The sequence below is a fragment of the Paenarthrobacter aurescens genome (assembly GCF_041549525.1).
GTDB classification, from domain to species: domain Bacteria; phylum Actinomycetota; class Actinomycetes; order Actinomycetales; family Micrococcaceae; genus Arthrobacter; species Arthrobacter aurescens.
Genome location: NZ_CP157456.1, coordinates 1,959,446 through 1,982,807, shown reverse-complemented (window position 1 = coordinate 1,982,807; position 23,362 = coordinate 1,959,446). Strand labels below are relative to the sequence as shown.

The 23,362-nt window shown below is 61.9% G+C and carries 20 protein-coding genes; 4 read left to right on the top strand and 16 right to left on the bottom strand.

Annotated elements, in window-relative coordinates; genetic code table 11:
- Window positions 1-110 precede the first annotated feature (110 nt).
- The 5 genes from ABI796_RS09195 to ABI796_RS09175 all read right to left on the bottom strand — a co-directional run bounded on the left by ABI796_RS09195 (window position 111) and on the right by ABI796_RS09175 (window position 5,679).
- Window positions 111-536: a ChaB family protein gene (locus ABI796_RS09195; protein WP_141282244.1), complete on the bottom strand. Its 426-nt coding sequence runs from the start codon at window positions 534-536 to the stop codon at window positions 111-113.
- Window positions 537-708: 172 nt separating this feature from the next.
- Window positions 709-2,292, bottom strand: a complete 1,584-nt coding sequence (locus tag ABI796_RS09190) for an ABC transporter ATP-binding protein (RefSeq protein ID WP_141282242.1) — start codon at window positions 2,290-2,292, stop codon at window positions 709-711.
- Window positions 2,285-3,130, bottom strand: coding sequence for an ABC transporter permease (locus tag ABI796_RS09185; protein ID WP_141282240.1), 846 nt, complete (start codon window positions 3,128-3,130; stop codon window positions 2,285-2,287). The genes ABI796_RS09190 and ABI796_RS09185 overlap by 8 nt, the downstream gene beginning before the upstream one ends.
- A complete protein-coding gene (locus tag ABI796_RS09180; RefSeq protein ID WP_141282238.1) occupies window positions 3,114-4,055 on the bottom strand; it encodes an ABC transporter permease in 942 nt (313 codons plus the stop codon). Before ABI796_RS09180 ends, ABI796_RS09185 begins: the two co-directional genes overlap by 17 nt.
- Window positions 4,056-4,089: 34 nt before the next feature.
- The gene (locus ABI796_RS09175; RefSeq protein ID WP_141282235.1) at window positions 4,090-5,679 is read right to left on the bottom strand and encodes an ABC transporter substrate-binding protein; all 1,590 of its coding nucleotides are present in this window, start codon (window positions 5,677-5,679) and stop codon (window positions 4,090-4,092) included.
- Window positions 5,680-5,858: 179 nt separating this feature from the next.
- On the opposite strand from ABI796_RS09175, the gene ABI796_RS09170 reads away from it, so the two are divergent.
- Window positions 5,859-7,277: an MFS transporter gene (locus ABI796_RS09170; protein ID WP_246095701.1), complete on the top strand. Its 1,419-nt coding sequence runs from the start codon at window positions 5,859-5,861 to the stop codon at window positions 7,275-7,277.
- Between the two features lie 15 nt (window positions 7,278-7,292).
- Here ABI796_RS09170 and ABI796_RS09165 read toward each other — a convergent pair whose 3' ends face one another.
- Complete coding sequence (locus tag ABI796_RS09165; protein ID WP_141282233.1) at window positions 7,293-8,231, bottom strand: LysR family transcriptional regulator; 939 nt, start codon at window positions 8,229-8,231, stop codon at window positions 7,293-7,295.
- Window positions 8,232-8,472: 241 nt separating this feature from the next.
- Here ABI796_RS09165 and ABI796_RS09160 point away from each other — a divergent pair, with 241 nt between their 5' ends.
- On the top strand, window positions 8,473-9,591 hold the full coding sequence (locus ABI796_RS09160; protein ID WP_141282231.1) for a PrpF domain-containing protein: 1,119 nt from the start codon (window positions 8,473-8,475) through the stop codon (window positions 9,589-9,591).
- A 12-nt stretch (window positions 9,592-9,603) separates the two neighbouring features.
- Window positions 9,604-11,049 carry an SLC13 family permease gene (locus ABI796_RS09155; RefSeq protein WP_141282229.1) on the top strand — a complete coding sequence of 482 codons (1,446 nt, stop codon included), beginning with the start codon at window positions 9,604-9,606 and terminating at the stop codon, window positions 11,047-11,049.
- A 167-nt stretch (window positions 11,050-11,216) separates the two neighbouring features.
- Here ABI796_RS09155 and aztD read toward each other — a convergent pair whose 3' ends face one another.
- Genes aztD through aztB form a run of 4 tightly spaced genes read right to left on the bottom strand, consistent with a single transcriptional unit; the run spans window position 11,217 to window position 15,574 of the window.
- Window positions 11,217-12,461 (bottom strand): zinc metallochaperone AztD, encoded by a 1,245-nt coding sequence (aztD, locus tag ABI796_RS09150; RefSeq protein ID WP_141282227.1) that lies wholly within the window; start codon window positions 12,459-12,461, stop codon window positions 11,217-11,219.
- 34 nt (window positions 12,462-12,495) lie between these two features.
- Window positions 12,496-13,407: a zinc ABC transporter substrate-binding protein AztC gene (gene aztC, locus ABI796_RS09145; RefSeq protein ID WP_141282226.1), complete on the bottom strand. Its 912-nt coding sequence runs from the start codon at window positions 13,405-13,407 to the stop codon at window positions 12,496-12,498.
- Window positions 13,404-14,687, bottom strand: coding sequence for an ABC transporter (locus ABI796_RS09140; RefSeq protein WP_141282224.1), 1,284 nt, complete (start codon window positions 14,685-14,687; stop codon window positions 13,404-13,406). Before ABI796_RS09140 ends, aztC begins: the two co-directional genes overlap by 4 nt.
- Window positions 14,684-15,574: a zinc ABC transporter permease AztB gene (aztB, locus tag ABI796_RS09135; protein WP_141282222.1), complete on the bottom strand. Its 891-nt coding sequence runs from the start codon at window positions 15,572-15,574 to the stop codon at window positions 14,684-14,686. The genes ABI796_RS09140 and aztB overlap by 4 nt, the downstream gene beginning before the upstream one ends.
- Before the next feature lie 54 nt (window positions 15,575-15,628).
- On the opposite strand from aztB, the gene ABI796_RS09130 reads away from it, so the two are divergent.
- Window positions 15,629-16,264, top strand: coding sequence for a metal ABC transporter ATP-binding protein (locus ABI796_RS09130; protein WP_246095699.1), 636 nt, complete (start codon window positions 15,629-15,631; stop codon window positions 16,262-16,264).
- Window positions 16,265-16,285: 21 nt separating this feature from the next.
- Here ABI796_RS09130 and ABI796_RS09125 read toward each other — a convergent pair whose 3' ends face one another.
- From ABI796_RS09125 to ABI796_RS09100, 6 genes are all read right to left on the bottom strand, one after another.
- On the bottom strand, window positions 16,286-17,221 hold the full coding sequence (locus tag ABI796_RS09125; protein WP_141282218.1) for a carbohydrate kinase: 936 nt from the start codon (window positions 17,219-17,221) through the stop codon (window positions 16,286-16,288).
- Window positions 17,222-17,247: 26 nt separating this feature from the next.
- Window positions 17,248-18,672 (bottom strand): glycoside hydrolase family 32 protein, encoded by a 1,425-nt coding sequence (locus ABI796_RS09120; RefSeq protein WP_141282328.1) that lies wholly within the window; start codon window positions 18,670-18,672, stop codon window positions 17,248-17,250.
- Between the two features lie 146 nt (window positions 18,673-18,818).
- On the bottom strand, window positions 18,819-20,369 hold the full coding sequence (locus tag ABI796_RS09115; RefSeq protein ID WP_141282216.1) for a glycoside hydrolase family 32 protein: 1,551 nt from the start codon (window positions 20,367-20,369) through the stop codon (window positions 18,819-18,821).
- Window positions 20,366-21,460: an ATP-binding cassette domain-containing protein gene (locus ABI796_RS09110; RefSeq protein ID WP_141282214.1), complete on the bottom strand. Its 1,095-nt coding sequence runs from the start codon at window positions 21,458-21,460 to the stop codon at window positions 20,366-20,368. The genes ABI796_RS09115 and ABI796_RS09110 overlap by 4 nt, the downstream gene beginning before the upstream one ends.
- On the bottom strand, window positions 21,457-22,419 hold the full coding sequence (locus tag ABI796_RS09105; protein WP_141282212.1) for an ABC transporter ATP-binding protein: 963 nt from the start codon (window positions 22,417-22,419) through the stop codon (window positions 21,457-21,459). Before ABI796_RS09105 ends, ABI796_RS09110 begins: the two co-directional genes overlap by 4 nt.
- The gene (locus ABI796_RS09100; protein ID WP_141282210.1) at window positions 22,416-23,354 is read right to left on the bottom strand and encodes an ABC transporter permease; all 939 of its coding nucleotides are present in this window, start codon (window positions 23,352-23,354) and stop codon (window positions 22,416-22,418) included. Before ABI796_RS09100 ends, ABI796_RS09105 begins: the two co-directional genes overlap by 4 nt.
- Window positions 23,355-23,362: the final 8 nt, after the last annotated feature.

Genomic DNA, 23,362 nt, shown 5'->3' with positions numbered 1-23,362 from the left:
GACGCCCTGCCGACGTGAGAGTGCACACTCATAGCCCGGTGACGCCCTGATGCGGCGTCACAATTGGGTCAGTTGACCACGGGGCGGACGTTGATGCAGATGCAGGAGACCTACCCCTCGCGCGCTTTGCGGGTAGCGGCATCATTGGCTTTTTGCAGGGCTTCCACGAGCTGATTCTTGTCCATCTTTGAGCGGCCCTTGATGTCCATTTCCTTCGCCCGTTGGTAGAGGTGCCCCTTGGAAGCGTTCGCGTTCACTCCCCCGGCCGTGGGCTTGTTGGACTCCACACCCTCCTCGGCGCGCTCATCCGAAGGTCCGCGTTCCTCTTTGGGCTCCCAATGATCGCCCACCTTCTCGTAGCTGTGCTTCAGAGCCGAGAAAGCAGTCCGGGCCGCCCGGCCCGAATCGTCGTCGTAGCTCTCCATTGCCGAGTCGTAGGTCTTGGCAAAAGTGTCCTGGGCTTTCTGGTCCGAGCGCTGCAGTGTGGACGGCAGCTCGTCCTTGCGGGCGTGATCGTTCTTTCCAACCTTTGGCATGGCACTCTCCCGTCGGGGCGTGGGTCTCGCCGCTTCTTCGAAGGTCCGGGAAAGGGACAACAAAGAAGACTTCTTGCCGCCCCAGTCTGTCGCGGGATGCCGGATTTGATCAAGATCCTCCCCCACGAATTGTACGGCCAAGTTTGCTCCGCCTGCCGCTGGCCGAGTACAGCTAGAGTGCGGCCCTGAATTTCTTCAAGTGCAGGCCGCGGCATGGAATGGCTGCCGAGACGAGGTCCTGGCTGTGCGGGTGCTGCGGATCTACAAAGAATTTCTCGGTGTCGGTGAGCTCCACAAGGCATCCCTGGTAGAGAACAGCAACCCGCTGGCACATGTGCCTCACCACATCCATGTCGTGCGTGATGATCACCAAAGTCAGTGCGCGGTCCCGATGCAGGCGTTGCAGGAGGTCAAGGATGGTCCGCTGGGTCAGAGCGTCCAAAGCGGAGGTGGCCTCATCACAAATAAGAACTTCGGGCTCCAACAGCAGCGCCCGGGCAATAGTGACGCGCTGCAACTGCCCACCGGAGCATTGACTTGGGCGCCGGTCAAGAAGGGCGGGATCGAGCTCCACTTCCTCCATGGCTGCTCTGAGCCTGCTGGACCGTTCATCTGCCGCGAGCCCTTTGTGGGTTCGGAGCGGGGCCTCAAGGCTTGCCCGGAGCGTCATGCGGGGATCAAAGGAGTCATGCGGCTCCTGGAAGACCAACTGCACAGCGGTTGGTGCTGCATCGGCTGCCACAAGTGTCCTGCTGATGCTGCCGCTGCTGATGCCTTCCAGTCCAACAATGGCCCGGGCGAGCGTGCTCTTCCCTGACCCCGATTGGCCGAGGATACCCAGGATCTCACCTTGCTTCACGTTCAAGGACACGGAATCCAGGGCAGGCCGCCCACTGCGTTTCCCGGTCCCGAACCGTTTGACTACCTCTGTGAGCTTCAAGGCGGTGCGTTGGTGGTTGGGGGCGGCCGGGATACCCGTGGGCGCCAAATTGGACGCTTCCAAAAGTCGTCGGGTGTAATCGGTCTTCGGGCTGCCCAGGACCGACTCCGTGCTGCCGGATTCAACGATTTTTCCCGCATCCATCACCAGCACCCTGTCCGCGAAGGCAGCCACGGAGGCCAGGTTGTGGGTGATGTAGAGGATCCCCAGCCCACGCTGGATCCGTTGCCGGTCCAGCAGTTCCAGGATTTGTTGCTCCAGCACCTTGTCCAGCGCAGACGTCGGTTCATCAGCCAAAAGGATCTCCGGCTGGCCGGCCAAGGCCATTGCCGTCATGGCCCTTTGGGCCATGCCGCCTGAGAGTTGATGCGGGAAGGAGCGTGCGCCTCTTTGCGGGTCCTCAAAGCCCACCTCGGCCAGTAATTGGAGAACCTTCGCCTGCGCCGCGTGGCCACGCATGCCTGCGTGCAGTTTGAGGGGTTCCCTGAGATGCGCCCCAATGCTCTTGTTGGGGTTGAACATCTTCTTGGGCTGCTGGAACAACATTCCCAGCCGGCCGCCCCGGACGCGGTTCAGCTCTGTTTCCGAAGCCCCGGCAACGTCCAGGGATCCGAGGCGGATAGAGCCGGACTCAAAGCTCAAAGGGTGAGGCAACAGCTGGAGGACGGACCGTGCGGTCATGGTTTTCCCCGAACCGGAACCTCCAACGAGGGCCACGAATTCGCCTGGTTTTACGGTCAGGCTAACGCTGGACAGGATGGGGCGTCCCGTATCACTGTTGCGGACCGTCAGATCCTCAATCACCAGCTCAGGCATGCTGGCCCTCCACAACCAGGACATCCACGGGATCCGAGGCCCGCCGGGATGCACGTTGACCAATGAGCGTCACGCACAAGGCAACCAGGAAGACGGCCAGCCCTGGGGCGATGATTCCCCACGGCGCCCGCTCTGCGTACGGTTGCGCCGCGGCCAACATGGAACCCCAGTCCGATTGCGGCGGTTGGACGCCCAGTCCAAGGTAGGACAAGGCGCCTACGCTGATCAGAAGCTGGCCGAAGCGCAGCGTCGCCTGCCCCAGCATGGGTGCGGCCAAGTGCGGGAGGATGTGGCGGAAAACAATGAACTGCGGCGAACAGCCCACCACCCGAGCCGCCTCAACAAATCCGCGCGCTGAAATGTCATAAGCAAGTGTCCGGGCAAGCCGGGCAAACGGCGTCCAACCGGTCACGGTCAATGCCACCAACAGCGAGGTGAAGCCGGTACCCATGGCAGCGACAATGAACAACGCCACCACCATCTCCGGCAAGGCCAGCAGGACGTCGTTGGTGCGCGTGAACAGTTCATCAAGCCAGCCTTTGCGGCGGGCACTTAGGACGCCTACCGCCACGCCGATGATGCCGGTGAGCACTGTGGCCAGTGCCGCTACCACCAAGGAGAAGCGGCCGCCGTCCAGCAAGCGGCTTAGTGTGTCCCGCCCGAGGTGGTCCGTTCCCAACCAATGTTCGGCGCTGGGCGGCGCAAGGCGGGCGGCGAGGTGCTGCGCGTCCGGAGGGAATGGAGCCAGCCATGGCGCGGCTGCCACGGCAATGACAATGAGGACGAGAATCACGACGGCGGCGGCGTCGATCGCTGAACGGTTACGCAAGGGCGCCACTCACTTTCGGGCTCAGGAGCCGATGCAGGAAATCGGCAAGCGTAGTTATTGCTACAGCCAGCGCCACAACCACCACCACACCGCCTTGAGCCAAGGGAATATCGCTGTTGACCACGGCATCGAACAAAAGCCTGCCCATCCCCGGAATCGCGAAGATCACCTCGACAATCACCGAACCCCCCAGAAGACCTGCGAACCACACGGCAAACAGTGTGGACAAGGGAACCAGGCCGTTTGGCACCACATGCCGCATGACCGTTTGAACATGGCTCAATCCACGGGCACGCGCTGCGGAAATGTGCTCGGCATCGAGGGCATCGATCATCCCCGCCCGCACCGCCGAAGTGAAGAAACTGATGGGCCGCAACGCCAAGGTGGCCGCCGGAAGAACAACCGAGGACGCCGTGTTCCATCCTGCCGAGGGCAACAAGGACAGCTTGAGGGCAAACAGCAATACCAGCAGCGGCGCCAACCAGTATTCAGGCATGGCGATGAAGGACTGGGTGATTGTTGTGATCAGTTTGTCCGTTTTACTTCCCTGTTTCAGCGCCGCCACAATCCCCAGGGGCAGCGAGACCACCACTGCAGTGCCCAAGGCCACCATCACCAGGCTCATGGTAATTCCCAGGGCCGGCATCACCTGGTCAACCACGGGAGTCCTGCTGATATGGGACAGCCCCATATCCCCGCTGAAGAAGTCACCCAGCCATCTCAGGTATTGCACGGGAAGGGGATCGTTCAGCCCAAGGCTCTCAGCCAAGGCTTTGACCGTGGCGTCGTCTACCACATCACCTGCCACACGGGAGCGGATGATCTTCCGGACGGGATCGCCCGGAGTGACATAGGGAATCAGGAAGACTGCGAAAGACGACAGCAGGACGGCGACCACGAGGGTCGCCGTCCGCTTGAGAAGGAACGTGATCATGCCGGTTTGTCTGTAGGCTCGCAGTTTTTCGTTGCTAGGAGCCGGACTTGGCAGTTTGCGCGGTCAGGACGTAGCGGGACAGCGGATCCTGGACGTAGGAAAGAACGTTGCTGCGAACGGCATCGGTAGCTTGTTCGTTGACCAGCCAGAGGTTCACTGCCTGGTCGTTGAGCAACTGGCCTGCTTTGGCATACAGCTTGTAGCGGTCCTCAGTCTTGGAGGTGCCTGCTGCTTCGGCAATGATGGCGTCGTACTCTTCATTGCAGAAATGGCTGAGGTTGTAGGAGCCCTTGCAGGTGTAGTCGGCCGTCAGGAAGCCGATGGGATCTGCGATGTCTATCAGCCGGTTGCGCTGGCTCAGGATCATGTCGTAGTTCCCGGCCAGAACATCCGGTTCCGCAGAGGCGTATTCCTTGGCCTGGATGGCCACAGGAACACCAATGTTCTTCAGGTTGTCCTGGATGACGGTGGCGACGTCAGCGAATTCGGCGCGTTCAACAATGGCAATGATTTCCAAAGGCTTCGCAGGCGTGTAACCGGCGTCAGCGAGGAGCTTCTTCGCTTCCTCAACGTTCTGCTTGGGCGAACTTGCATCCGCGGCCGCCCACGGTTCCGACGGCGCAAAGGGGCCGGCTGCCGGAAGCGCAGCGCCCTCGTACACGCTTGCTGCCAAGGCCTCAAGGTCCAGTGCCGAGCGCAGGGCCTTGCGGAAATCGACGTTGTTGAAAGGCGCCCGGCCATTGTTCATGTACAGCGTGGCCGTGCGGGGCGAGTCCGCCTTCACCACCGAAACTTCCGGAGCGTTCGCCAAGGTGGACAAGGCAGAGGCCGGGATGGAAAGGGAAATATCAGCCTCCCCCGTCTGTACCTGGGCAGCGCGTGTAGCACCGTTGGTGATGAAGCGGACTTCCGCCCCCGCCAGCTTCACATCACCACCCCAGTAATTCTCGTTGCGGTCCAAGGTCAGGGACTGCTTCGCTTTTTCTGATACCGGAGTGAAGGGCCCGGTACAGTGACCGAAGGGATCAACGGTGGCACCCCCGTAAGCGGCAGGGGCAAGAATTCCAGTGTTCACACTGGCAAGCCGGAACGGGACCAACGGATTCTCCACAGGCGTGGTCACACGAACAGTCCTGGCATCGGTAGCTTTGACAGCGGTGACAACGCTCGGGCTGAACGCCCTTGCAGGCACTTTGGCCTGCAGGACGTGATTCAGGGAGGCAGCCACAGCATCAGCCGTGAGATCGGTGCCGTCCTGGAACTTCACGCCTTCGCGGATGGTGAAGTCCCATTCAAGCGGCGAGGCCTGCTTCCACTCCGTGGCGAGGAAGGGAACTACCTTTCCTTGGGCGGAATCGTACTTGGTGAGGGTCTCCAGGCAGCCGGACAATGACAAAATGTACGCTGCGTCAGACTCCGGGGCCCAGTTGGCCACAGGTGCGCGGAAATTATCCACCACGATCCGCTGGTTGGTATCAGCGGTCTTTTCAGTGGAAGCAGGCTGGCCGCCGTTAAGGCCACAACCGGAAAGACTGAGGAGGGCTGCCAGCCCGAGGATGGCCGTGGATCGGCTGTGAGTGCGCAAAGGGAACCGCCTGCTCATGATGCCCGAACGGGTGGGCATGGGGAAAGTGAAGACTATTAGGTTAGCCTTACCTCCCCGTTGAAGGGAAATTGATATACCAACCCTCCGTAACAATGCGGGCAGTTTCAGGGCGTCGACGTCGACGCTCCTCCGGGCAGCAATCAATGCGCACCGTTCTTGGTAATCTTTGAGGGCTTCAGCGCCCCCAGATAAGGATCATGATGGCCAGCCCCGCCGCACGGCAGCAAAAGATCAGCCCGTCGGCACCAGCGACCCTTCGCTCGATCATCAGCAGGGGACGTCCCGGGAGGACCGAACCAGCCCCGCAGCTCCTCCTGGCGAGCCAGCTGATTTTCAACATAGGTTTTTACGCAGTGGTGCCCTTCCTTGCCGTGGCCATGCGAAACGACTTCGGCATGGGCGCTTTGGCGATCGGCGTTGTCCTGGGCGCCCGCACTTTCGCCCAACAGGGCATGTTTCTGTTCGGTGGAGCCCTCGCGGACCGATGGGGTGCCCGCCGGTCCATGATCACCGGATGCATCGTTCGCATTACCGGGTTCCTGCTCCTGGTGTGGGCCGCTGACTTCCCCCTCTTTCTGATCGGGGCAATCGTCACCGGGATCGGCGGAGCGCTCTTCTCCCCTGCGCTGCAGAGCCTCGTTGGCGCCGCCGCCGAACGCGGCTCTGCCAAAGAATCCGCATCATCAGCCGGCGGTGGCACCAATGATGCCTCCACTAAGAGCGACAAAGTGCACAACAGCCGGTCATCCCTCTTCGCGTTGCTTGTGATCTGCGGTGAGGTGGGCGTCGTCGTCGGACCGCTGCTTGGTTCGTTTCTCCTCAATACAGGGTTTGATACGGCACTGCTGACCGGAGCCGGCGTCTTCGCCATCATGGCTGTGGTCTTTTGGCTTTTCCTGCCGAAAAATCGCCCCGATCCCAAAGCCTCTGCCGTTCTGCACAGCGCGGTTGCCGAACCAAGTACTGTTCCGTCGGCGGGTCTTTGGTCCTGCCTTAGGGACAGGAAATTCCTCGGATTCGCCGCCTTCTACAGCGTCAACCTCCTGGCCACCCACCAGCTTTACTTCGGGCTTCCCGTGGAACTTGAACGGAGCGGAGCCGGAGTCACCTCACTTGCGCTGGTCTTTACTTACGCATCGATTCTGACCATTACCTTGCAATGGCCCATAGCCGGCCTGATGCGCAGGGCCGGGCCCAGGATCGCCCTCCCCTTGGGCTTCGCGCTCCAGGCCCTTGGCTTCGCTTCATTAGGAGTCCTGGCCACATTGCCCCCGGCGGGCTGGCTACCGATCCTCCCAGCACTTGTGCTTGTCACAGGTACTGCTCTGGGCAACATGTGCGTACAACCGGTAACCATGGGCCTGGTCCTTGAGTTCGCATCCGGTCGACCCACCGGCGCTTACTACGGTTTGCTGGCCAGCGCCGGAGGGCTCGCCGTGGTCCTGGGGAACACGGCGCTGGCGCCCCTTTACGAACTCGCCTACGCACCTTCGGCAACGGCCTTTGCCCCCTGGATCTTCCTGTCCGCCCTTGGGGCAATGACGGCCACGTTCATCCGCCGTTTCCTTCCGCATTCATCAGCCCAGGCAGCGCGCCCGGCGGGACAGCCGGACTAGCTGAGCCGCCTTGTCTTAGAGGTAGTCGCTTCCGCGTTCGCGGGCAATTTCCAGGAGGGTTGAATGGAAGGCCACCTCTGCGGGCGCATACACCTTGTCCTGGCGCTGGGCAAGAAGAACGCGGCGCAGTGGCGCGTCAGTGCCCAGGCTCAGAACCCTCACATCCGGATGCTGCAGGGCAACTGCGGTCTTGGGGACCATCGCCACGCCCATGCCGACGCTCACCATGGCCTGGGCTTCCTGGTAGTCGTTGGCCAGAAAACCGATGTTCGGCTCAAAGCCGGCGTCGTGGGCTGAACGCTGAAGTACCTCCACCACCGGGTGGGCCTCAGCGCGGACTATCCAGGATTCCTTTCGGAGCTCTTTCACAGTCACCTCATCGCGCTCGGCCAGGGGATGGCCCCTGGCCACCAAAATTACTGTGCTCTCCTGGAACACTTCGGTGATTCGGATGGCTTCGTCATTGAACCGGCTCCAAGGGTAGTCCCACAGCAAACAAAGGCCGGTGACTCCGGATTCCAGGTCCGCAACGAGTTCGTCGAAGCGGGCGCTGCGCACGGAGAGGCCAATGGCCGGGTACCGCTTCTTGAAAGAGCGGATCACCAGAGGCAGGAATGAACCGGCAAGGGTGGGGAAAGTACCTACGGTCAGTGAGCCACGGTTCAATCCGGCGATCTGGCCGAGATCTGATCTGGCTGCGCGCATCTGTCCGACGATCTTGCGGGCGTGGCCGGCCAGCACCTGGCCCGCCTCCGTGGGGACCACTCCCCGGGACCTCCGGTTAAGCAGCGGCTGGCCAACTTCCTGCTCCAACTTACGCAGTTGCTGCGAGACGGCCGAAGGCGAATACATCATGATCTCTGCCGCCGCCGTAATGGATCCCTGCTCAACTACCTCCACCAAGAGGGCAAGCCTGCGGATATCGAATAAATCCACGTTCTCATCGTTAAGCATTACTTTACCCTTCTGCTTCTTTAGTTCATTCTATGCACTCATGCATAAACAGGCGCCCCACTGGTTGACCCAAACAGCGCAGCTCTCGATTTAGGGACCCTCCTCTCACCGTTGGCACAATGAATGAAGTATTCCTACAGCCCCCCTTATTTATCCAAGATTGTCTTCATTTGTGATCCCGATCATCCTCGTAACAGGCAATAAATGTGCAGGACGCCACGAGAGGCAGGCAGGGAACACCATGAAGATCGAAGCCGAATGGATGCGTGGAGGCACCAGCAAGTGCTGGGTTTTTGAAACAGAACACCTGGACCAGGCGAACGCCAGCCTTGATGACCTCCTGCCCCGACTCTTCGGAAGTCCGGATTCACGGCAGATCGATGGAGTAGGCGGGGCTACGTCCACCACCAGCAAGGCAATGATTCTCAGCCGGCCGGCGGACCAGGAAGTGGATGTTGACTTCACTTTCGCCCAAGTGGGCATCGAAGAAGCTTCTGTTGACTGGGGCAGCAACTGCGGGAACTGCTCGGCGGTAGTTGGTCTCTACGCCATCGAAAAGGGGTGGGTGGTGCCCGACGGAGACTCCACGAGGATCGTCACCCGAAATACCAACACAGGCCAGGTCATTATTCAGCGGGTTTCAACTCCTGCCGGCGCACTGCCGATTGTCCCGGACGCGCAAATGCCCGGCGTCGTTTTTCCCGGTTACCGGGTGGGCCTCGGCTTTGAAAATCCCGCGGGCAAAACCACCGGAAAGATGCTTCCCACCGGCTCTGAGATTGACACAATCCATGCCGGCGGAACCCGCTGGACGGTATCCATGGTGGACGCCGGGGCACCTGTGGTTATGGTCCGTGCCGAGGAACTTGGACTGGACACGGCCCGTTACGAGGCCTGGAAGGCCGGCGTCGAACTGCAACTGGACACCTTGGAGCAAATTCGCCGCCAGGCAGCGGTACTGATGGGCATGGCGGCCACTCCTGCCGAGGCAGCGCGGGCTGTTCCCAAACTTGCCATCGTCGGCTCTCCTGAAGGGCCCGAGGACGTTGGTGACGTCAACGTCATGATGCTCTCCATGGGCAAACCTCACCCTGCCCTGGCCATCACCGGAAGCATCGCCCTGACGCTCGCGGCCCGCACACCGGGCACAGTGCTGAACGCCATCACCGGCACTACAGAGGAATCAGTTCTCAAGCTCAGGACGCCTGCCGGCGTCCTGGAAACCTGGAGCGAGGAACAAGACGGGTCACTGCTGGTGGGCGTTGACCGGACAGCCCGCACCATTGCCACCAGCATCATTTACCTCCCGGAGACTCTCGGCAACGTCGTCGAAGCCTCGCTAGCAACAGCCACTCAATGAGGAGAAACCACCATGGCCAAGACAATTTCCACACCAGCTCCCGAGGCTGAGAGCGACATCCGGGAAGAACGTTCCCAGCGTCCCGCCAACCGCCGCCGTATCCTGCTGATAACGGTTGCCGCTTCTGTCATCCTGGGTCTGGCTGCCATCCTGTTCGGGGGTGCCATCTTCAACCCGGCGGCCACCCCTGAATCGGAGCCGACCATGACAGCCACCCAGATCATTCCCCTGGTAATCCTGGTGGTGATGTTCGTCGTGGCCACCAAATGGCCGTTGAACATCGGTGTTATGGGTCTCGTAGCTTCCTTCGGCGTGGGCTACTTCATGCTCGGTATGACCGACAAGGAAATCCTGGCCGACTTCCCCGCCAACATCGTGATCACCATCATCGGCGTTACGTATTTCTTCAGCATGGCCCAGAGGAACGGGACCATTGAGATCATCGTCCAAAACTGCGTTCGGCTTGTTCGCGGTAAAACGCTGCTCCTGCCGTGGGTGTTTTTCCTTCTGGCCGCATCACTTACCGCCCTGGGCACCTTCTCCCCCGCCGCTGTGGCGCTGCTGGCACCGGCCGCAATCGGGTTGGCCTACGAGTCACGCATCCACCCCGTTCTCATGGGCGCATTCATTATCAACGGTGCCCATGCCGGAGGCTTCTCCCCGCTTTCCGTAGCCGGCGTTCTGGTGCACGACATCGCCGTCAAGAACGGTTTTCCGATCTCCCAAGGCGCACTCTTCGGAGCGAGCTTCGCCCTGAACCTCATCCTCTCAATCCTCACCGTGGTGCTGTTTGCACTGTTGGGCAAACTTCGCGACGGCGCCGCCGGGCAGCACGCCGACCTCGAGGCACGCGCCACCCGGCCACGCGGCCAGCAGATCCTCACGTTGGGACTCATCGTGGCCATGCTCGTCTGCGCCCTGGGCTTCCACATGCCAATCGGCTTTGTTGCCCTCTCAGCCGGACTCCTTCTGGCGCTGGTCAACATCAAGGAGCACCAGACCTTCATCGGCGGCGTTTCCTGGTCCACTGTGCTGCTCGTCGCCGGAATGATCACCTACGTTTCCCTCCTGCAACACGTGGGTGTGATCGATACCCTCGCCGAACAAGCCCTTGCACTCGGAGCGCCGCTCCTTATTGCTTTGGTGCTCTGTTATGTCATTGGCGTCGGTTCGGCCTTCGCCTCATCCACCGCGCTTCTGACCGCGTTCATTCCCCTGGCCGGTCCTTTGCTGGCAACCAGCTCGCTGAGTGCCTCGGGAACCGTGGCAGCACTGGCGATCGCCGCGACTGTTGTGGACGTATCCCCCTTCTCCACCGACGGCGCCCTGGTGGTAGCCAATGCCCGCGAGGACGACCGGCAGCGCGTCTACAAGGAACTGATGATGTACGCCGGCGGAGTTGTTCTGGTGGCACCGGCCTTGGCCTGGGCCTTGCTTGTACCCACAGGCATTATGTAGCCCGGAGCCAATTCAAACGCCGAAGATCAGGTTCGGTACGCGTTGGGGTCCGTTCCAGCACACCATCGCAACAGGCAGCCCGAGCTACGGGCGCTGGAACGTGACCCAACGCACCAAGGGCAGGACCACTTATCAGTGGTCCTGCCCTTGGTTTTCACAAGTAAGCGTCAGTGCGTTCCGAGGGTGATGGCGATTTCATTGGGCACGACGTCCAGCTGTGATGAGGCAGTGACCTTGCCGGTGGTCAGATCCACCGAATGCACGGTGCTTGTTGACGGTTCGGTGACATAGGCGATGTTTCCGTTGGCTACGATCGCCGGGTGGGCGTCCTGCCAGTCGGCTGGGCCTTCCCAGGCCTTGATGACGGGGAATTCGTTGATGATTTTGCCGTCTTTGGGATCCAGCACATGGATTGAGCCGTCCGTGGAGAGGATGTAGGCCAGGTCGCCGGGGCCCCGGACCACATCCCGGAAGGTGTACTGAACGGTTTCGGGAAGCTTGACCACGTTGAAGGTGTGTTTTTCGGTGTCGATCAACGCCACCGAGTTCAGGAGGTAGCCTTCAGCGTCCGGATCAGTCTTGTAGTCGCCCACAACAATGGGGCTGGTGCCGGAGACGAAAGCGTTGCCCATCCGGCCGTACTTGTCAGGTGCCGTGAATTTCTCGAACTTGCCGTGGTGGTAGAGGAGGGCACCGTCCTCGCAACCGAAGATCACGGCCTCGTCCATGGCAGTTCCCTCGCCGTGGATGCCGGGGCATTCTTTGCTCTCTGCCACTGTGTCCCAGTGGTCGCCGTGGGATTCGAGCGCCTGTGCTCCGCTGCGTGAGGTCTTGTCCCCGAGGGTGGTCAGGAGCTTGCCGTCTTCGAGCACAATGGACACGCCGTGGTGGGCTGAATCGGCCTTGTACGTTTGTGCTTCGGGCAAAGTATCCCCTGCCTTGGCGAGGTCCCCGGTCTTGAGGATGGTGGTGGTTCCCGTACCGTCATCGAACAGGACCGTGTTTCCGGCGTGCCTTACTACGTGGCCTGCCGCCGTTGCATCCACCCTAAGATCTGTGAGCTTCGGTTCAACGGTGTCCAGCAACTGGAAGCCTGCCTTGGTGGTGACGAAGACGTGGCGGCCATCCCCTGCGGCGTTCAGCCTGGTGAAGTCCTCCGAGTCGAATTTGCTGACCACCTGCAATGTCTTACTGTCCAGGACACTGATGCCTCCCGGGTAAGAGATTGCGACACGCCCGTGGGCCTGGGCGGAGTCCGCGGCGGATGTGCCGGGGCTTTCAGATGTGCCGGCGGCGGGGGCGTTGCCGGGGGTGCTGTTGGCGCAGGCGGAAGCCAGGAGGGTCATTCCGGCAATCACTGCAATGCCACCCAGGCGGGTGCTTCTTTGGCGGAGCATGTAAGGGTTCCTCATTCTGTTGTGTTGTTTGGAGTGCGGTTGAAGGTTTTTAGGGTGCGAGCCCGGTGACAATCCGCTCAGTGTTTGCCCGCATCATGTCCAGATAGGTGGGTGCGCCGCCGTCGGGTCCTGTCAACGATTCCGTGAAGAGCTGTGCTACCTCAACGTTGACGCCGGCTTCACTGGCCAGCACTTGCACCAGCCGGTCCGGTTGGGACGAGTCCGCAAAGATGGTGCGGACTCCGGCGCCACGGATGGACTCGCTGAGTTGGCGCAGGTCAGCTGCACTGGGTGCCGCCAACGTGGTTCCGCCGGGGATGATCGCACCAACCACCTGGAAATCGAAGCGTTTGGCGAGGTAGCCAAAAACGTGGTGGTTTGTGACCAAAGCGCGGCGTTCTTTGGGGATGCCGGCAAAGGCTCCGGTCATTTCGGAGTCCAGTTGATGGAGTTTGTCCCGGTAGGCTGCGGCACTGGAAGCAAGCCGTTTGGGGTCTATGCCTTCAATATCGCGCCCGGCGGCTTCCACTGCGTCAACGACGTCAATCATCGCGGCGGGATCTGTCCAGAAATGCGGATCGGGCGCCCCTTCGGCGTCCCCGGAGCTGTAAGGCACGACGGCGATCACCTCGCCTGCCGCAAGCACTGGCGCCCCGGCTTTCCCGGCCCGGTCCAGGTGTTGCTGCAGCCCTTCCTCCAGGCCGAGTCCGTTGGAAACCACCAGGTCTGCACTTCCCATGAGGGCAGCTTGCTGTGCGGATATCTCGAAGGAGTGCGGGTCAGCATTGGGCTGCATCAGGGTAGTAACGTCAACTTGGTCGCCGAGGACTTCCTTGGTGACGTCTCCCAGGATGTTGGTGGTGACCACTACCTGCGGTTTCTCCGGCGTCCCAGGCTGGGAGCACCCGGACATTCCCAGCCCCAGCGCCAAGAGGACGGCGAGTATGCCCGTGCGCCTCATCGGCCCGTCTCCGCAACATGAACCGGCTTGGTGGGCAGTTCAAGGGTTCGTGCAACCCGGGCATCATCAGCGTAGTCAATCTCGTAGACCACACCTTCGGCCGGCGCGTTGATGTAGGCACGCTGGGAGTCCACGGTGAGCTGGATTTTACCGGCGTAGGCCGGGTCGGCCAGTGATGCGGTAACCAGCGGTGCTGTACTGGAGATCAGTTTTTTGGTTGATCCGTCATAAACCTGCACCGTGCCGTCGGTGCCGATGACCACCACGTGGTGATTGACGTCGTCGGCGGTGGCCGCAGTTATGACAGGTGTGGTGGTGGGCAACCATTCCCAGGTGCGCTGGCGGGTGTTCAGAAGCCAGACACCGGAATCGGGACCCAGGCCGGCAACAACAGGCCTGCCTTTGCGTCCGTTGAACGAAGTGGCCGGGGCGGCGGCTCCCGTTGGGTAGGGAACCCGTTCGAAGACCGGCGTTGTCCCGTCCATGGTTGCAATCACCGCTCCGTCCGAGCAACCGATGACCAACCCCACCCTGGTGGTGATGGTTCCTGCGGCCGATGGGCATTCGGTGGTGGCCAGCTCGTTACCCTTGGCATCAACGGCGCGCAAGCCGGCGGCGGTTGACGTGTCATTGGGTTCGGTGACCACCGCCCCCTCGCCCAGCGGGGCAATGAGGCCGGCGTGTGGCTTGGTCCGGATCCGAAGGGTTTCGGAAATGGTCCCGCCGGAGAGCGCCGCATTATCAAGAAGTACAGCCTCCCCGGACGCGGGGAAGAACATCCCTGTTCTTCCCGCCGTGGACAACATGCCCGTGGCAATGGCGGCGGCGCCGCCACCGTCAACCCTGCCAACGTTCCGGGGATCGGCCCGGTAATAGTGGAAATGGTCCACGTGATCCCACGTCCATGCACCACTGTCCAGGATCTCCACTCCGGTGCTGTCCGCTGCAAAGACATAACGCCCGTCCGTGCTGACGTGAACCGGCGGTTCTACTTTGCCCAACCGGGACTGTGTCCCGTTGAGAAGATCCACCATGGAGGTTTGCCCTTCAGCATCAATTCCCACCAGGTGCAGCTGCGGTTCGGCCACCTCAGCCCCTCCGGTGATCGCCCCGTGACCGTCGCCGGTGGACGCCGGTTCGCTCGGCCCAGGTTGTGGCGCCCCGGAATCTGAAGCATGCGGGACGGACGGACTGCCGCACCCCGAAAGGAAGAGAAGGACCAATGCGGTCAGGGCCGCCGGGGCTGTCCGGCTTCTGGCCGGTTCTGTGCGGTGATTCATGATGACTTTCCAGTGAGGGATACAAGGACGGGCGCGGGCTCCCGACCGGAAACAGTGGTGGCCAGCCTGCTGCGACGCATCATCAGGCGCGCTAAAGCTCCGGATAACGCCGCAAGGGTAATGGCGGCCATGGCGATGGACGCACCGGCGGCCGTCCCGGCATACCAGGAGAACAGCAAGCCCAGGGCAACGGCCATAATGCCCACGGCTGCGGCGGCCATCATGCGGGCCGGGATATTGCGGGTCCATGGTCCGGCAGCGACTGCCGGGGCAAGCAGGAGCCCCACCACCAGGAGCGAGCCCACCGCCTGATAGGAGGAGACCACTGCAAGGGTTACCAACCCAACCATCGCCAACTGGGCAATGTGTGGACGCAGTCCCAAGGTATGGGCAATACGCGTATCGAAGGCCGCGGCAACAAAGCTTCTGTGCAGAACGGCGGTAATGGTCACAGTGGCAATAGCCGCCAGCGACAGGCCCAGCAGGTCACTTTCGTCCATGGCGAGGATGTCACCGAACAGCATGGCTGTTGCGTCAGTTGCGAAAGAGCGCGAGTGGGAGACGATGATGACCCCGAGCGACAACATTGAGACAAAAAGAAGGCCGATGCTGGTGTCATATGACAACCGGCCGCGCCGTTGAAGCAGGCTGATTGCGGCGCTCATGACGACGGCGCTCGCCGCTCCGCCGGCTATCGCAGGAGCTCCGGCGACTGTGGCCAGCGCTACTCCGGGCAGCATTCCGTGGCCTATGGCTTCGCCAAGAAAGGCCATGCCCCGAATGACAACCCAGGTTCCTACAACACCGCAGATGATCGCGACGAAAGCTCCCCCAATGAGGGCCCGGAGGACGAAGTCTGCGGTAAACGGTTCAGTTAGCCAATGCACTCAGCCACTGTAAAGCATATTGAGATTCATTATCAAAAAGGGTTAGAGTCGAGTGTGAACTCTTCTCATTCAGCCCTGCGCGCCCGCAACCTTCACTTCAGCTTCGGGGACCGCCCTGCCCTTATGGGGCTGGACCTGGATCTCGAATGGGGAAAAGTCACCGCAATTGCCGGTCCTAACGGAGCAGGCAAATCCACACTTATCGAGATTCTTGCCGGGGTGCGCAAAGCTGACCGTGGGGTGGTGGAGCGCAACGACGATGTAGCTCTGGTTGTCCAACGCCTCAGTTCTCCGGACTCTCTGCCCCTTACCGTCCGCGACGTTGTAACCATGGGCACGTGGGGTGGCGCCCGGGCGGGCAAAAGATCGGCAACGGAGCGCAAAGCGGGCGTTTCTGAGGCCCTGGCCCGGGTTCAGCTCACAGAACTGGCCTCTTCACCGTTCAATGCGCTCTCCGGCGGCCAACGGCAGCGTGCACTGCTTGCTCAGGGAATAGCCCGCCGTGCCCGGATTTTCCTGCTCGATGAACCAGCGGCGGGCCTGGACGCCGAAAGCCGTCAGCGCACACGGGCCATGCTCGCAGCAGAAGCAGCGCGCGGTGCTGCAGTGGCCTGCGTCAGCCACGACGACGAGGCAATTGACGCCGCTGATGTTGTTGTGAGACTGGAGGGCGGCCGGCGCGTCAGCTAGCCGCCCTCCAGTGGCCTCTGTTTACGCCGATGCGAGCATCGCATTCAGTTCATCCAGACTTGGCGGGTTTGCTCCGGGGCGCTGCACCGTGATGGCTGCAGCTGCGGCTGCAGCACGCCCTGTTTGAGCCAGGATTTCAGGGGCGAACCCTTCTGCGTGGCGGTTGAGCAATCCATGTATCAGCCCGGACATGTAGGAGTCTCCGGCGCCGATGGTGTCTGAAACCTTGGCCCTCGAGGCAGGAATGATGACCTCAAAGCCGGGTGTGCTGAGGTAGGAACCTTCCGCACCTTTGGTGATGACGCTCAGGCGGGTACCGAGCCTCAGAATATGAGCTGCTGTCCCGGCGGTGCTCCTCCCCGGGTAAAGCCACTGCGCATCCTCCTCGCTGAGTTTGACGACGTCGGTCAAGCCCACCAGTTCCTCGAAGGTGGCCAGCGCTTGACTGTGGCTGCCAAGGAGCGCAGGGCGAATGTTGGGATCATATGTGATCACGCATTGCCGATGGGCTTGTTCCAGCAGGGATTTCACCACACCGGCGCCCGGTTCGAGGAAAGTGGCTATGGACCCTGTGTGCAATATTTTCGGGAAGTGCGCTGGGGTCTGAGGCGCCAGCTCCCAGGAGATGTCGAAGTCATAGTGGGCGGAACCATCGGCAGCAACAGTTGCTGTGGCCGATGCCGTCCTGGCGAGTGAATGTGATCCCGGCAGAATCACTACTCCGGCACCAACGAGATGCTCTTCCATGCGCCTCCCCCACGCGTCCGGGGCGATGGCTGTCAGGAGGCACGTATTGACCCCAAGGCGGGCAAGCCCGTAGGCCACGTTGGCTGGCGAACCGCCCGGGTGTTCAGCCCTGAGCGTCCCGGTGGTCACGACGTCCATGAGCGCTTCACCCACCACCATCACATCAAAACCGTGATGCGCTTGGTCTGACGTTGTTTTGAGGTAATCCATCAGTTGTATCTCCGTCTTCGGGGTGGCTAGGGGGTGACCTTGAGCTCGCGGATGGTCAGGTCCTTGAACGTGGCCGATCCTTCATGGGCGTAGAGGCGGATGCCGTCGTCGCCTTCAAGGGGGAAAACCCTGTGCGAGTGCACCACACGCCCATCGCCCACGAACACCTCCACGCTGGTGCGATCCACAAGGATGCGTAGTGTGAGTCGGCCAGTGGAGGGGTCCACCGGGGTTTGGGTTTCGCCGCCAGTGGGGTTGATGGTTGGGCGGCGGTTGACGTAGGTAAACGGGCCACGCAGGAAAGCGCCCGCCGCCACATGCCTGCCGCCACCCGGCGCGCGGCATACCTCCAGCCCCAGATTGGCCGGCGGCGCGTCCGGGTTCCACACCAGCTCGCAGCTCAGATCGTAGGCGTTCGAGCGGATCGTCAGGTCATGAGTGCCAACAACCGCCACATCACCGAGCCGGTGTGTCCGCTTCACGTGGTCCCCCAATGCCGCGGTGGGGGCTGAGGCGAGGTAATAGGAGCCCTTTCCACGCTTGAGCCGGACATCGCGGACGATCATGTCATCGCCGTTGTAGCCGTCAGTGGCAAGAGTTGGAGTGTTGTGGGGGTAATCCCAGAAATTGGCCCACCCGATCGCGCGTCGAAGAGTTGGGTCTTCCGCACCCGAGTCATGGTGGTGCGGATAGGTCACTGCGCCATAAAAGTCGAAGCCGCAATCGAGCCATTCCGGCTCGGGGTGGTCGGGGGTAAACGTGCTGCCGTCAAAGGCTCCAGTCCAATACGCATACGTGGCAGGCAATCCGCGCCCTTTGCCGTTGGCGCTGGTCCCGAGGACCCAGTGGGAAGTGCCGTCGTCTGCAGTCATCCTGAAGAGGTCCGGGCACTCCAGCAGCCCCAGGTCGCTGCGAAGAAACTCGCCAACCCGCGCCCAGGACCGCAAGTCCGGGGAGGTGTAGAAACCCAGTTTTTGCCCCTCTGCATTGGCCATGAACCACCGGCCACGGTCTGCGTCCCAGATCACCTTGGGATCGCGGAAATCATGGACCCCCGGATTGGGCAGCACCGGTGCCTGGCCTCCAGGCTTAAAAGAGCGGCCCCTGTCCGTGGAGTACCAGAGGTACTGGGCTTGACGGCCTTCCGGCGCTTGGGTCACGAGGGCAATGACCGCACCTGCCCCATATCCCGCAGTATTGCCCTCATCAACCACCATGCAACCTGACCAGCAGTCGCCGTTGCCGTTGCTGAACTTCGGTATCGCCACACCGCGGTCCCGGAACGCGACGTGATCGGTAGTGGTGGCCCGGCGCCAGGACGTGCCACCACCGCCGTTGATGTAGTCGGCGTTGTACAAGTAGTAATAGTGGTACTCCCCGTCCAGGTAGATAGGCCGCTGGGGATCGTTTTTCCAGTTGTCTGCCACGCTGAAGTGATAGGCCGGGCGCATCCGGGATGTTCCTTTCGAAGCTGGTACGCCCGCCGCCATGGCGGGCACAGCGGGGGTTGACAGCGCCAAGGATCCGCCCAGGGCTAAGGCACTGGCGCCGGTGAGAAGTCCGCGGCGTGAGACTGATGGGGAATTCTTCATGGGTTTCATTTCCGTTCAGGCAGGAGGCTACGGGTCTCTTCAAAGACCCCAGCCATGGTCCAGGCATCGAAGGAGAGCAGCCGCACCGAACCTTCGGTGGCTGCCAGGCTCACGCCTTCGCCGCCCAGCGTCGGGTAGATACGGGCGGTAAGCGGCTTGCCATTGGCGAAAATTTCGACGGCGGACCGGTCCACCAACACGCGCAGGCGAACACGACCGTCCGTCATGGGAAGGGGGCCGGACTTGTCCTCCACATCAACGGCAGAGTCGAGGCTGCTGCGGGTGCGATCAAGTCGAAGGCTACCGGTAGGGGTTCCGTCAGCATCCCGGCTCAGCACGATCACCGTTTGCTCAGCGCCATCGGCCGACGCCAGCACGCCCAAACGAATCTCTGCCCCGGGAGCCAGTTGCACGTCCAGCTCAAGGTCCAGCTGGTTGCCGGACACAGCTGTGGTGGCGGGCGTTCCGGCGCCCACCAGCACTTGAGCGGGCACGCTAATGTGGTTCCTGCGCAGCTTCCCGATTTCCGGAACCGGTGCAAACTCCAAAGTTCCGTCCTTGGCCACGGTGGTGAGGCGCGGCAGGCTCATGACTCCGGACCAGCCTGATTCCACCGCGGCTGCCTCGCTGCGTCCCTCTTGCATCCAGCCGAACATGATCCGGCGGCCGGAGTCGTCCTGGAAGGATTGCGGCGCGTAGAAGAAGCGGCCCCCGTAGTCCAGCCGGTGCAGTGCCTCGGGTTCGAACGTATCCCCGGAGTAGCGGCCGGTCCAGTACAGCGGGTGGCGGGTTTCGCCGTCGTCCCACGCGGAGAAGACCAGCACATCCGGCGAGTCCGCAGCCGCTGCCGAACCCAGTGATCCTTCTCCTGCCCGGAACAGGTCAACGCATTCCCACATGGTGCCGGTCCAGTCCGTGTCCGAAGGATCGCCTTGGGAAGCATCGCCGATGACCAACGGTCCCACGTAGTCCCAGGACCGTAAATCGTTGGACTCGTAGAGAAACGCTGTCCCGCCCCGGTGCCGAATCCCTGAACCAACCAGCTGCCGCCATGTACTGCCCTCCCTCCACACGCAGTGATCGCGGTAGGCGGTGATGTCCACCCCGGCCGGCGGAGCCTTGATCACTGGATTCCGGGGATCCTTGGTCCATTCCAGCAAATCCGGGGACCCTACGGCCACGCAGGGCAGCTCCTGATCCTCAAACCGTCCCGAGTACACCAAGGTGGGCGTGCCGCCGTCGTTCACCAACACCCCGGACCAGCAGCCCTCGGCATCCGGTCCGGCGGAAGGTTCCAACGCCACTGGCTGGTCAATCCACGTGACCAGGTCCTTGCTGGTGGCATGACCCCACTGGATGCGGTGGTGGAAGGCGCCTTCAGGGTTGTATTGGTAGAACAGGTGGTAGGTGCCTTTCCACTGGCTGACCCCATTGGGATCGTTGAGCCAACCGGCCGGCGAGACGAAGTGGAATCGCGGGCGGAGGGGGTCTGCTTCTGCGCGGGAGAGCAGTTCTTCCCGTGGAATGGTGGCGAGAGGGTGGGTGGTTTCAGTCATGCGGAAGCCTCTTCTTGAGCGTTCGACGCCGGGTGGCTGGGTGGGAGTGGCTCGCTGGCCAAGGCATGGCCGCCGGCAGCAGCCCAGGGCCGGTAGAGGTGGCAGCGTACCCAGTGATGGTTGTCGGGGTCACCCACCTGGTGACGCACAGGTTTCTCTGACGAACACACTTGGTTCGGATCGCCGTGGAACGCACAGTGTTGTGAGGCCATCACGGCTTTCCGCAGTTCTGCCCTGCGGACCGGATCATACGAACCTGCCCGGGCCGGGTCCGGGACGGCCGAAACCAGCAGTTGCGCGTAAGGGTGCGCAGGGTTGGCCAGAAGGTCCAACGATTCGCCTTCCTCAACCAATTCGCCGGCGAACATGACCGCGGTCCGGTCCGCCAAGTAGCGGGCGGACGCGAGGTCGTGGGTGATGTACAGCATGGAGATGCCCTGCTCGTCGCGGAGCTTGCGCATCAGGTTCAATACGCCGATCCGGACAGAAACGTCCAGCATGGACGTGGGCTCGTCAGCCAGGATGACCTGCGGTTCTACAGCGAGGGCCCTGGCGATCGCGACGCGTTGGCGCTGGCCTCCGGAGAGCTCGTGCGGATACGAGTTCAGCATGTCGGCCTGCAGGCCCACCGTGGTCATGAGTTCTTCGAGCCGGCTCTGGGTCTCCCGCTCACTTCTGCCACTCTTGCCGTGAATTGCCAGTGAGCGCCGGAGGAAGTGATCCATCCTGTGGGCAGGATTCAAGGATCCAAAGGGGTCCTGGAACACCATCTGCAACTGTGATCTGAACGCGCGTGAGGCTTGGAACCGGTCGCGTTTCAGGACGTCGACGCCGTCAATGAGGATCTCCCCCGAGCTCGGCTTTTCGAGGCGCGCCACACAGCGGGCCAGGGTGCTCTTGCCGGAACCGGACTCCCCCACGAGCGCCACGATTTCGCCTTTGCCGATGGTCAGATCGATCCCGTGCAGGGCGCGGACAGAATCGCGGGAGAACAGGCCGCCAAGAGGGAAGGTCTTTCCCAGGCCGCGGATCTCCAAGGCGGGGGTGCCAGTGTGGGACACGGCCGATGGGGTGATCAGTGAGTGGCTCATCGTGCGGCTCCTTCCAGATTGGCGGATTCAGTTACCGGAGCGTCGGCACCGAAAGGTGCCACAAAGTGGCCGGGTGCAGCCTCGGTGAGGTCCGGGATGTTGCGGAACTTCACGCCGTCGGGCAGTCCGGTCAGCGGAAGACGGGGGCCGGTGAGCGGCGGGAACGCGCCCATCAGCGCCTGGGTGTAGGGGTGGCGGGGGGTGGCGTAGACATCCTGGGCCTTGGCGGTCTCCACGATGCGCCCGCCGTACATTACGGCCATGCGGTGCGAGAGTTCCACCATGAGGGACATGTCGTGCGTGATGAACAGGACGGAGAATCCAAGCTCGCGTTGGAGTTCCTTGATTTGCGCCATGATCTCCTGCTGCACCACCACGTCCAGGGCGGTGGTGGGCTCGTCCAGGATCAACAATGAAGGCTTGAGCGCCACTGCCATGGCAATGACAGCGCGTTGACGCATGCCGCCGGAGAGCTGGTGCGGATAGGACTTAAGCCGGGCAGCGTCAATTCTTACCAGTTCCAGCAGATCACCGGCACGCCGCATTGATTCCTTACGGGAGTAACCGGCGTGAGTGGTGAAGATGTCCACGATCTGTTCGCCGATGGTCAGCACGGGATTGAGCGAGTTCATGGCCGACTGGAACACCATGGCCACGTCCTGCCAGCGGAAGCGCCGCAGCTCCTCCGGGCTCATGGCAAGGACGTCCTTTCCACCGAAGGAAATACTGCCGCCGGCAATCTTCGCGGGATCCTTCAGGAGCCTCATGATCGAATTGGCAATGGTGGACTTCCCGCAGCCGGACTCCCCCGCAAGGCCGAACACCTCGCCGGTGCCAATGCTGAAGGAAACGCGATCGACGGCGGTGGTGGAGCGGGTGTCGCCAATGTACTTAACCGTGAGGTTCTTGATGTCCAGGACGGGTTCGTGGGAGCCAAAGGAAACTTGGGAGATGGTCATTTGGCGGCACTCGTTTCGGCTTTCGTGGGTGTTGTTTTGGGCGTCTTGATCTTTCGCAGCCGCGGATTGGTGACTTCGTCCACGGCGTAGTTGATCAGGGCCAGGGCGAACGCGACCAGCGCGATGCATAGGCCTGAGGGAACAAAGACCCACCAGCTGCCGGTGAGCAGGGCGCCTTCGTTGCCGGCCCAGAAGAGGTTGTTGCCCCAGGAGACCGTGCTGACATCGCCCAGTCCGAGGAACTCCAGGCCCGCTTGCGCGCCGATGCCGTAAATCACGCAGGCAAGCAGTGTGCCCATGACGATCGAGGCCATGTTGGGCAGGATTTCGCGGAACATGATCCGGCCGGCCCGTTCGCCGGACACCACGGCCGCAGCCACGAAGTCCTTGGAACGGATGGATAGCGCCTGTGAACGCAGGACCCGCGCCGAGCCGGCCCATCCGGTCACCACCAGGACCAGGATCACCGTGCCCAGGCCGGGCGGAAGGAAAGCGGCCAGGATGACCAGCAGTGGCAGGCCGGGCAGGAGCAGGAAGACATTGGTGACCAAGGAGAGTGCTTCGTCAATGAATTTGCCGAAGTACGCCGAAGCCAGGCCTACCAGGATGCCGATGAACGTCGATGCGATGCCCACGCTCAGGCCCACGAACAGAGAGCTTCGTGAACCGTGGACCGTCAACGCCAGGACGTCCTGTCCTTTGGCGGTGGTACCCAGCCAGTGCTCGGCCGATGGTTCCAGGGAAGCCATGGCGGTGATCCTTGACGGATCGCCCGGAAACAGGAGCGGCGCCAACAAGGCCAGTGCAATGAAGATGATCATCACGGCCATGCCCGTCAGCGCTTTCTTGTTGCTGATAAGGCCGTGGATGAAGCTGCGGTTGGGCTTGCGGACAGCTGTGGGCTGGGTTGGCTGCTTGAGAAGTGCGGTTGTCATGGTCAGTC

What these genes read in the sequence shown, in the direction of transcription:
- ABI796_RS09195 (WP_141282244.1), bottom strand. Translation starts at nt 536, where the DNA reads ATGCCAAAGGTTGGAAAGAACGATCACGCCCGCAAGGACGAGCTGCCG.
- ABI796_RS09190 (WP_141282242.1), bottom strand. Translation starts at nt 2,292, where the DNA reads ATGCCTGAGCTGGTGATTGAGGATCTGACGGTCCGCAACAGTGATACG.
- ABI796_RS09180 (WP_141282238.1), bottom strand. Translation starts at nt 4,055, where the DNA reads ATGATCACGTTCCTTCTCAAGCGGACGGCGACCCTCGTGGTCGCCGTC.
- ABI796_RS09175 (WP_141282235.1), bottom strand. Translation starts at nt 5,679, where the DNA reads ATGCCCACCCGTTCGGGCATCATGAGCAGGCGGTTCCCTTTGCGCACT.
- ABI796_RS09170 (WP_246095701.1), top strand. Translation starts at nt 5,859, where the DNA reads ATGATGGCCAGCCCCGCCGCACGGCAGCAAAAGATCAGCCCGTCGGCA.
- ABI796_RS09165 (WP_141282233.1), bottom strand. Translation starts at nt 8,231, where the DNA reads ATGCTTAACGATGAGAACGTGGATTTATTCGATATCCGCAGGCTTGCC.
- ABI796_RS09160 (WP_141282231.1), top strand. Translation starts at nt 8,473, where the DNA reads ATGAAGATCGAAGCCGAATGGATGCGTGGAGGCACCAGCAAGTGCTGG.
- ABI796_RS09155 (WP_141282229.1), top strand. Translation starts at nt 9,604, where the DNA reads ATGGCCAAGACAATTTCCACACCAGCTCCCGAGGCTGAGAGCGACATC.
- aztD (WP_141282227.1), bottom strand. Translation starts at nt 12,461, where the DNA reads ATGAGGAACCCTTACATGCTCCGCCAAAGAAGCACCCGCCTGGGTGGC.
- aztC (WP_141282226.1), bottom strand. Translation starts at nt 13,407, where the DNA reads ATGAGGCGCACGGGCATACTCGCCGTCCTCTTGGCGCTGGGGCTGGGA.
- ABI796_RS09140 (WP_141282224.1), bottom strand. Translation starts at nt 14,687, where the DNA reads ATGAATCACCGCACAGAACCGGCCAGAAGCCGGACAGCCCCGGCGGCC.
- ABI796_RS09125 (WP_141282218.1), bottom strand. Translation starts at nt 17,221, where the DNA reads ATGGATTACCTCAAAACAACGTCAGACCAAGCGCATCACGGTTTTGAT.
- ABI796_RS09120 (WP_141282328.1), bottom strand. Translation starts at nt 18,672, where the DNA reads ATGCGCCCGGCCTATCACTTCAGCGTGGCAGACAACTGGAAAAACGAT.
- ABI796_RS09115 (WP_141282216.1), bottom strand. Translation starts at nt 20,369, where the DNA reads ATGACTGAAACCACCCACCCTCTCGCCACCATTCCACGGGAAGAACTG.
- ABI796_RS09110 (WP_141282214.1), bottom strand. Translation starts at nt 21,460, where the DNA reads ATGAGCCACTCACTGATCACCCCATCGGCCGTGTCCCACACTGGCACC.
- ABI796_RS09105 (WP_141282212.1), bottom strand. Translation starts at nt 22,419, where the DNA reads ATGACCATCTCCCAAGTTTCCTTTGGCTCCCACGAACCCGTCCTGGAC.
- ABI796_RS09100 (WP_141282210.1), bottom strand. Translation starts at nt 23,354, where the DNA reads ATGACAACCGCACTTCTCAAGCAGCCAACCCAGCCCACAGCTGTCCGC.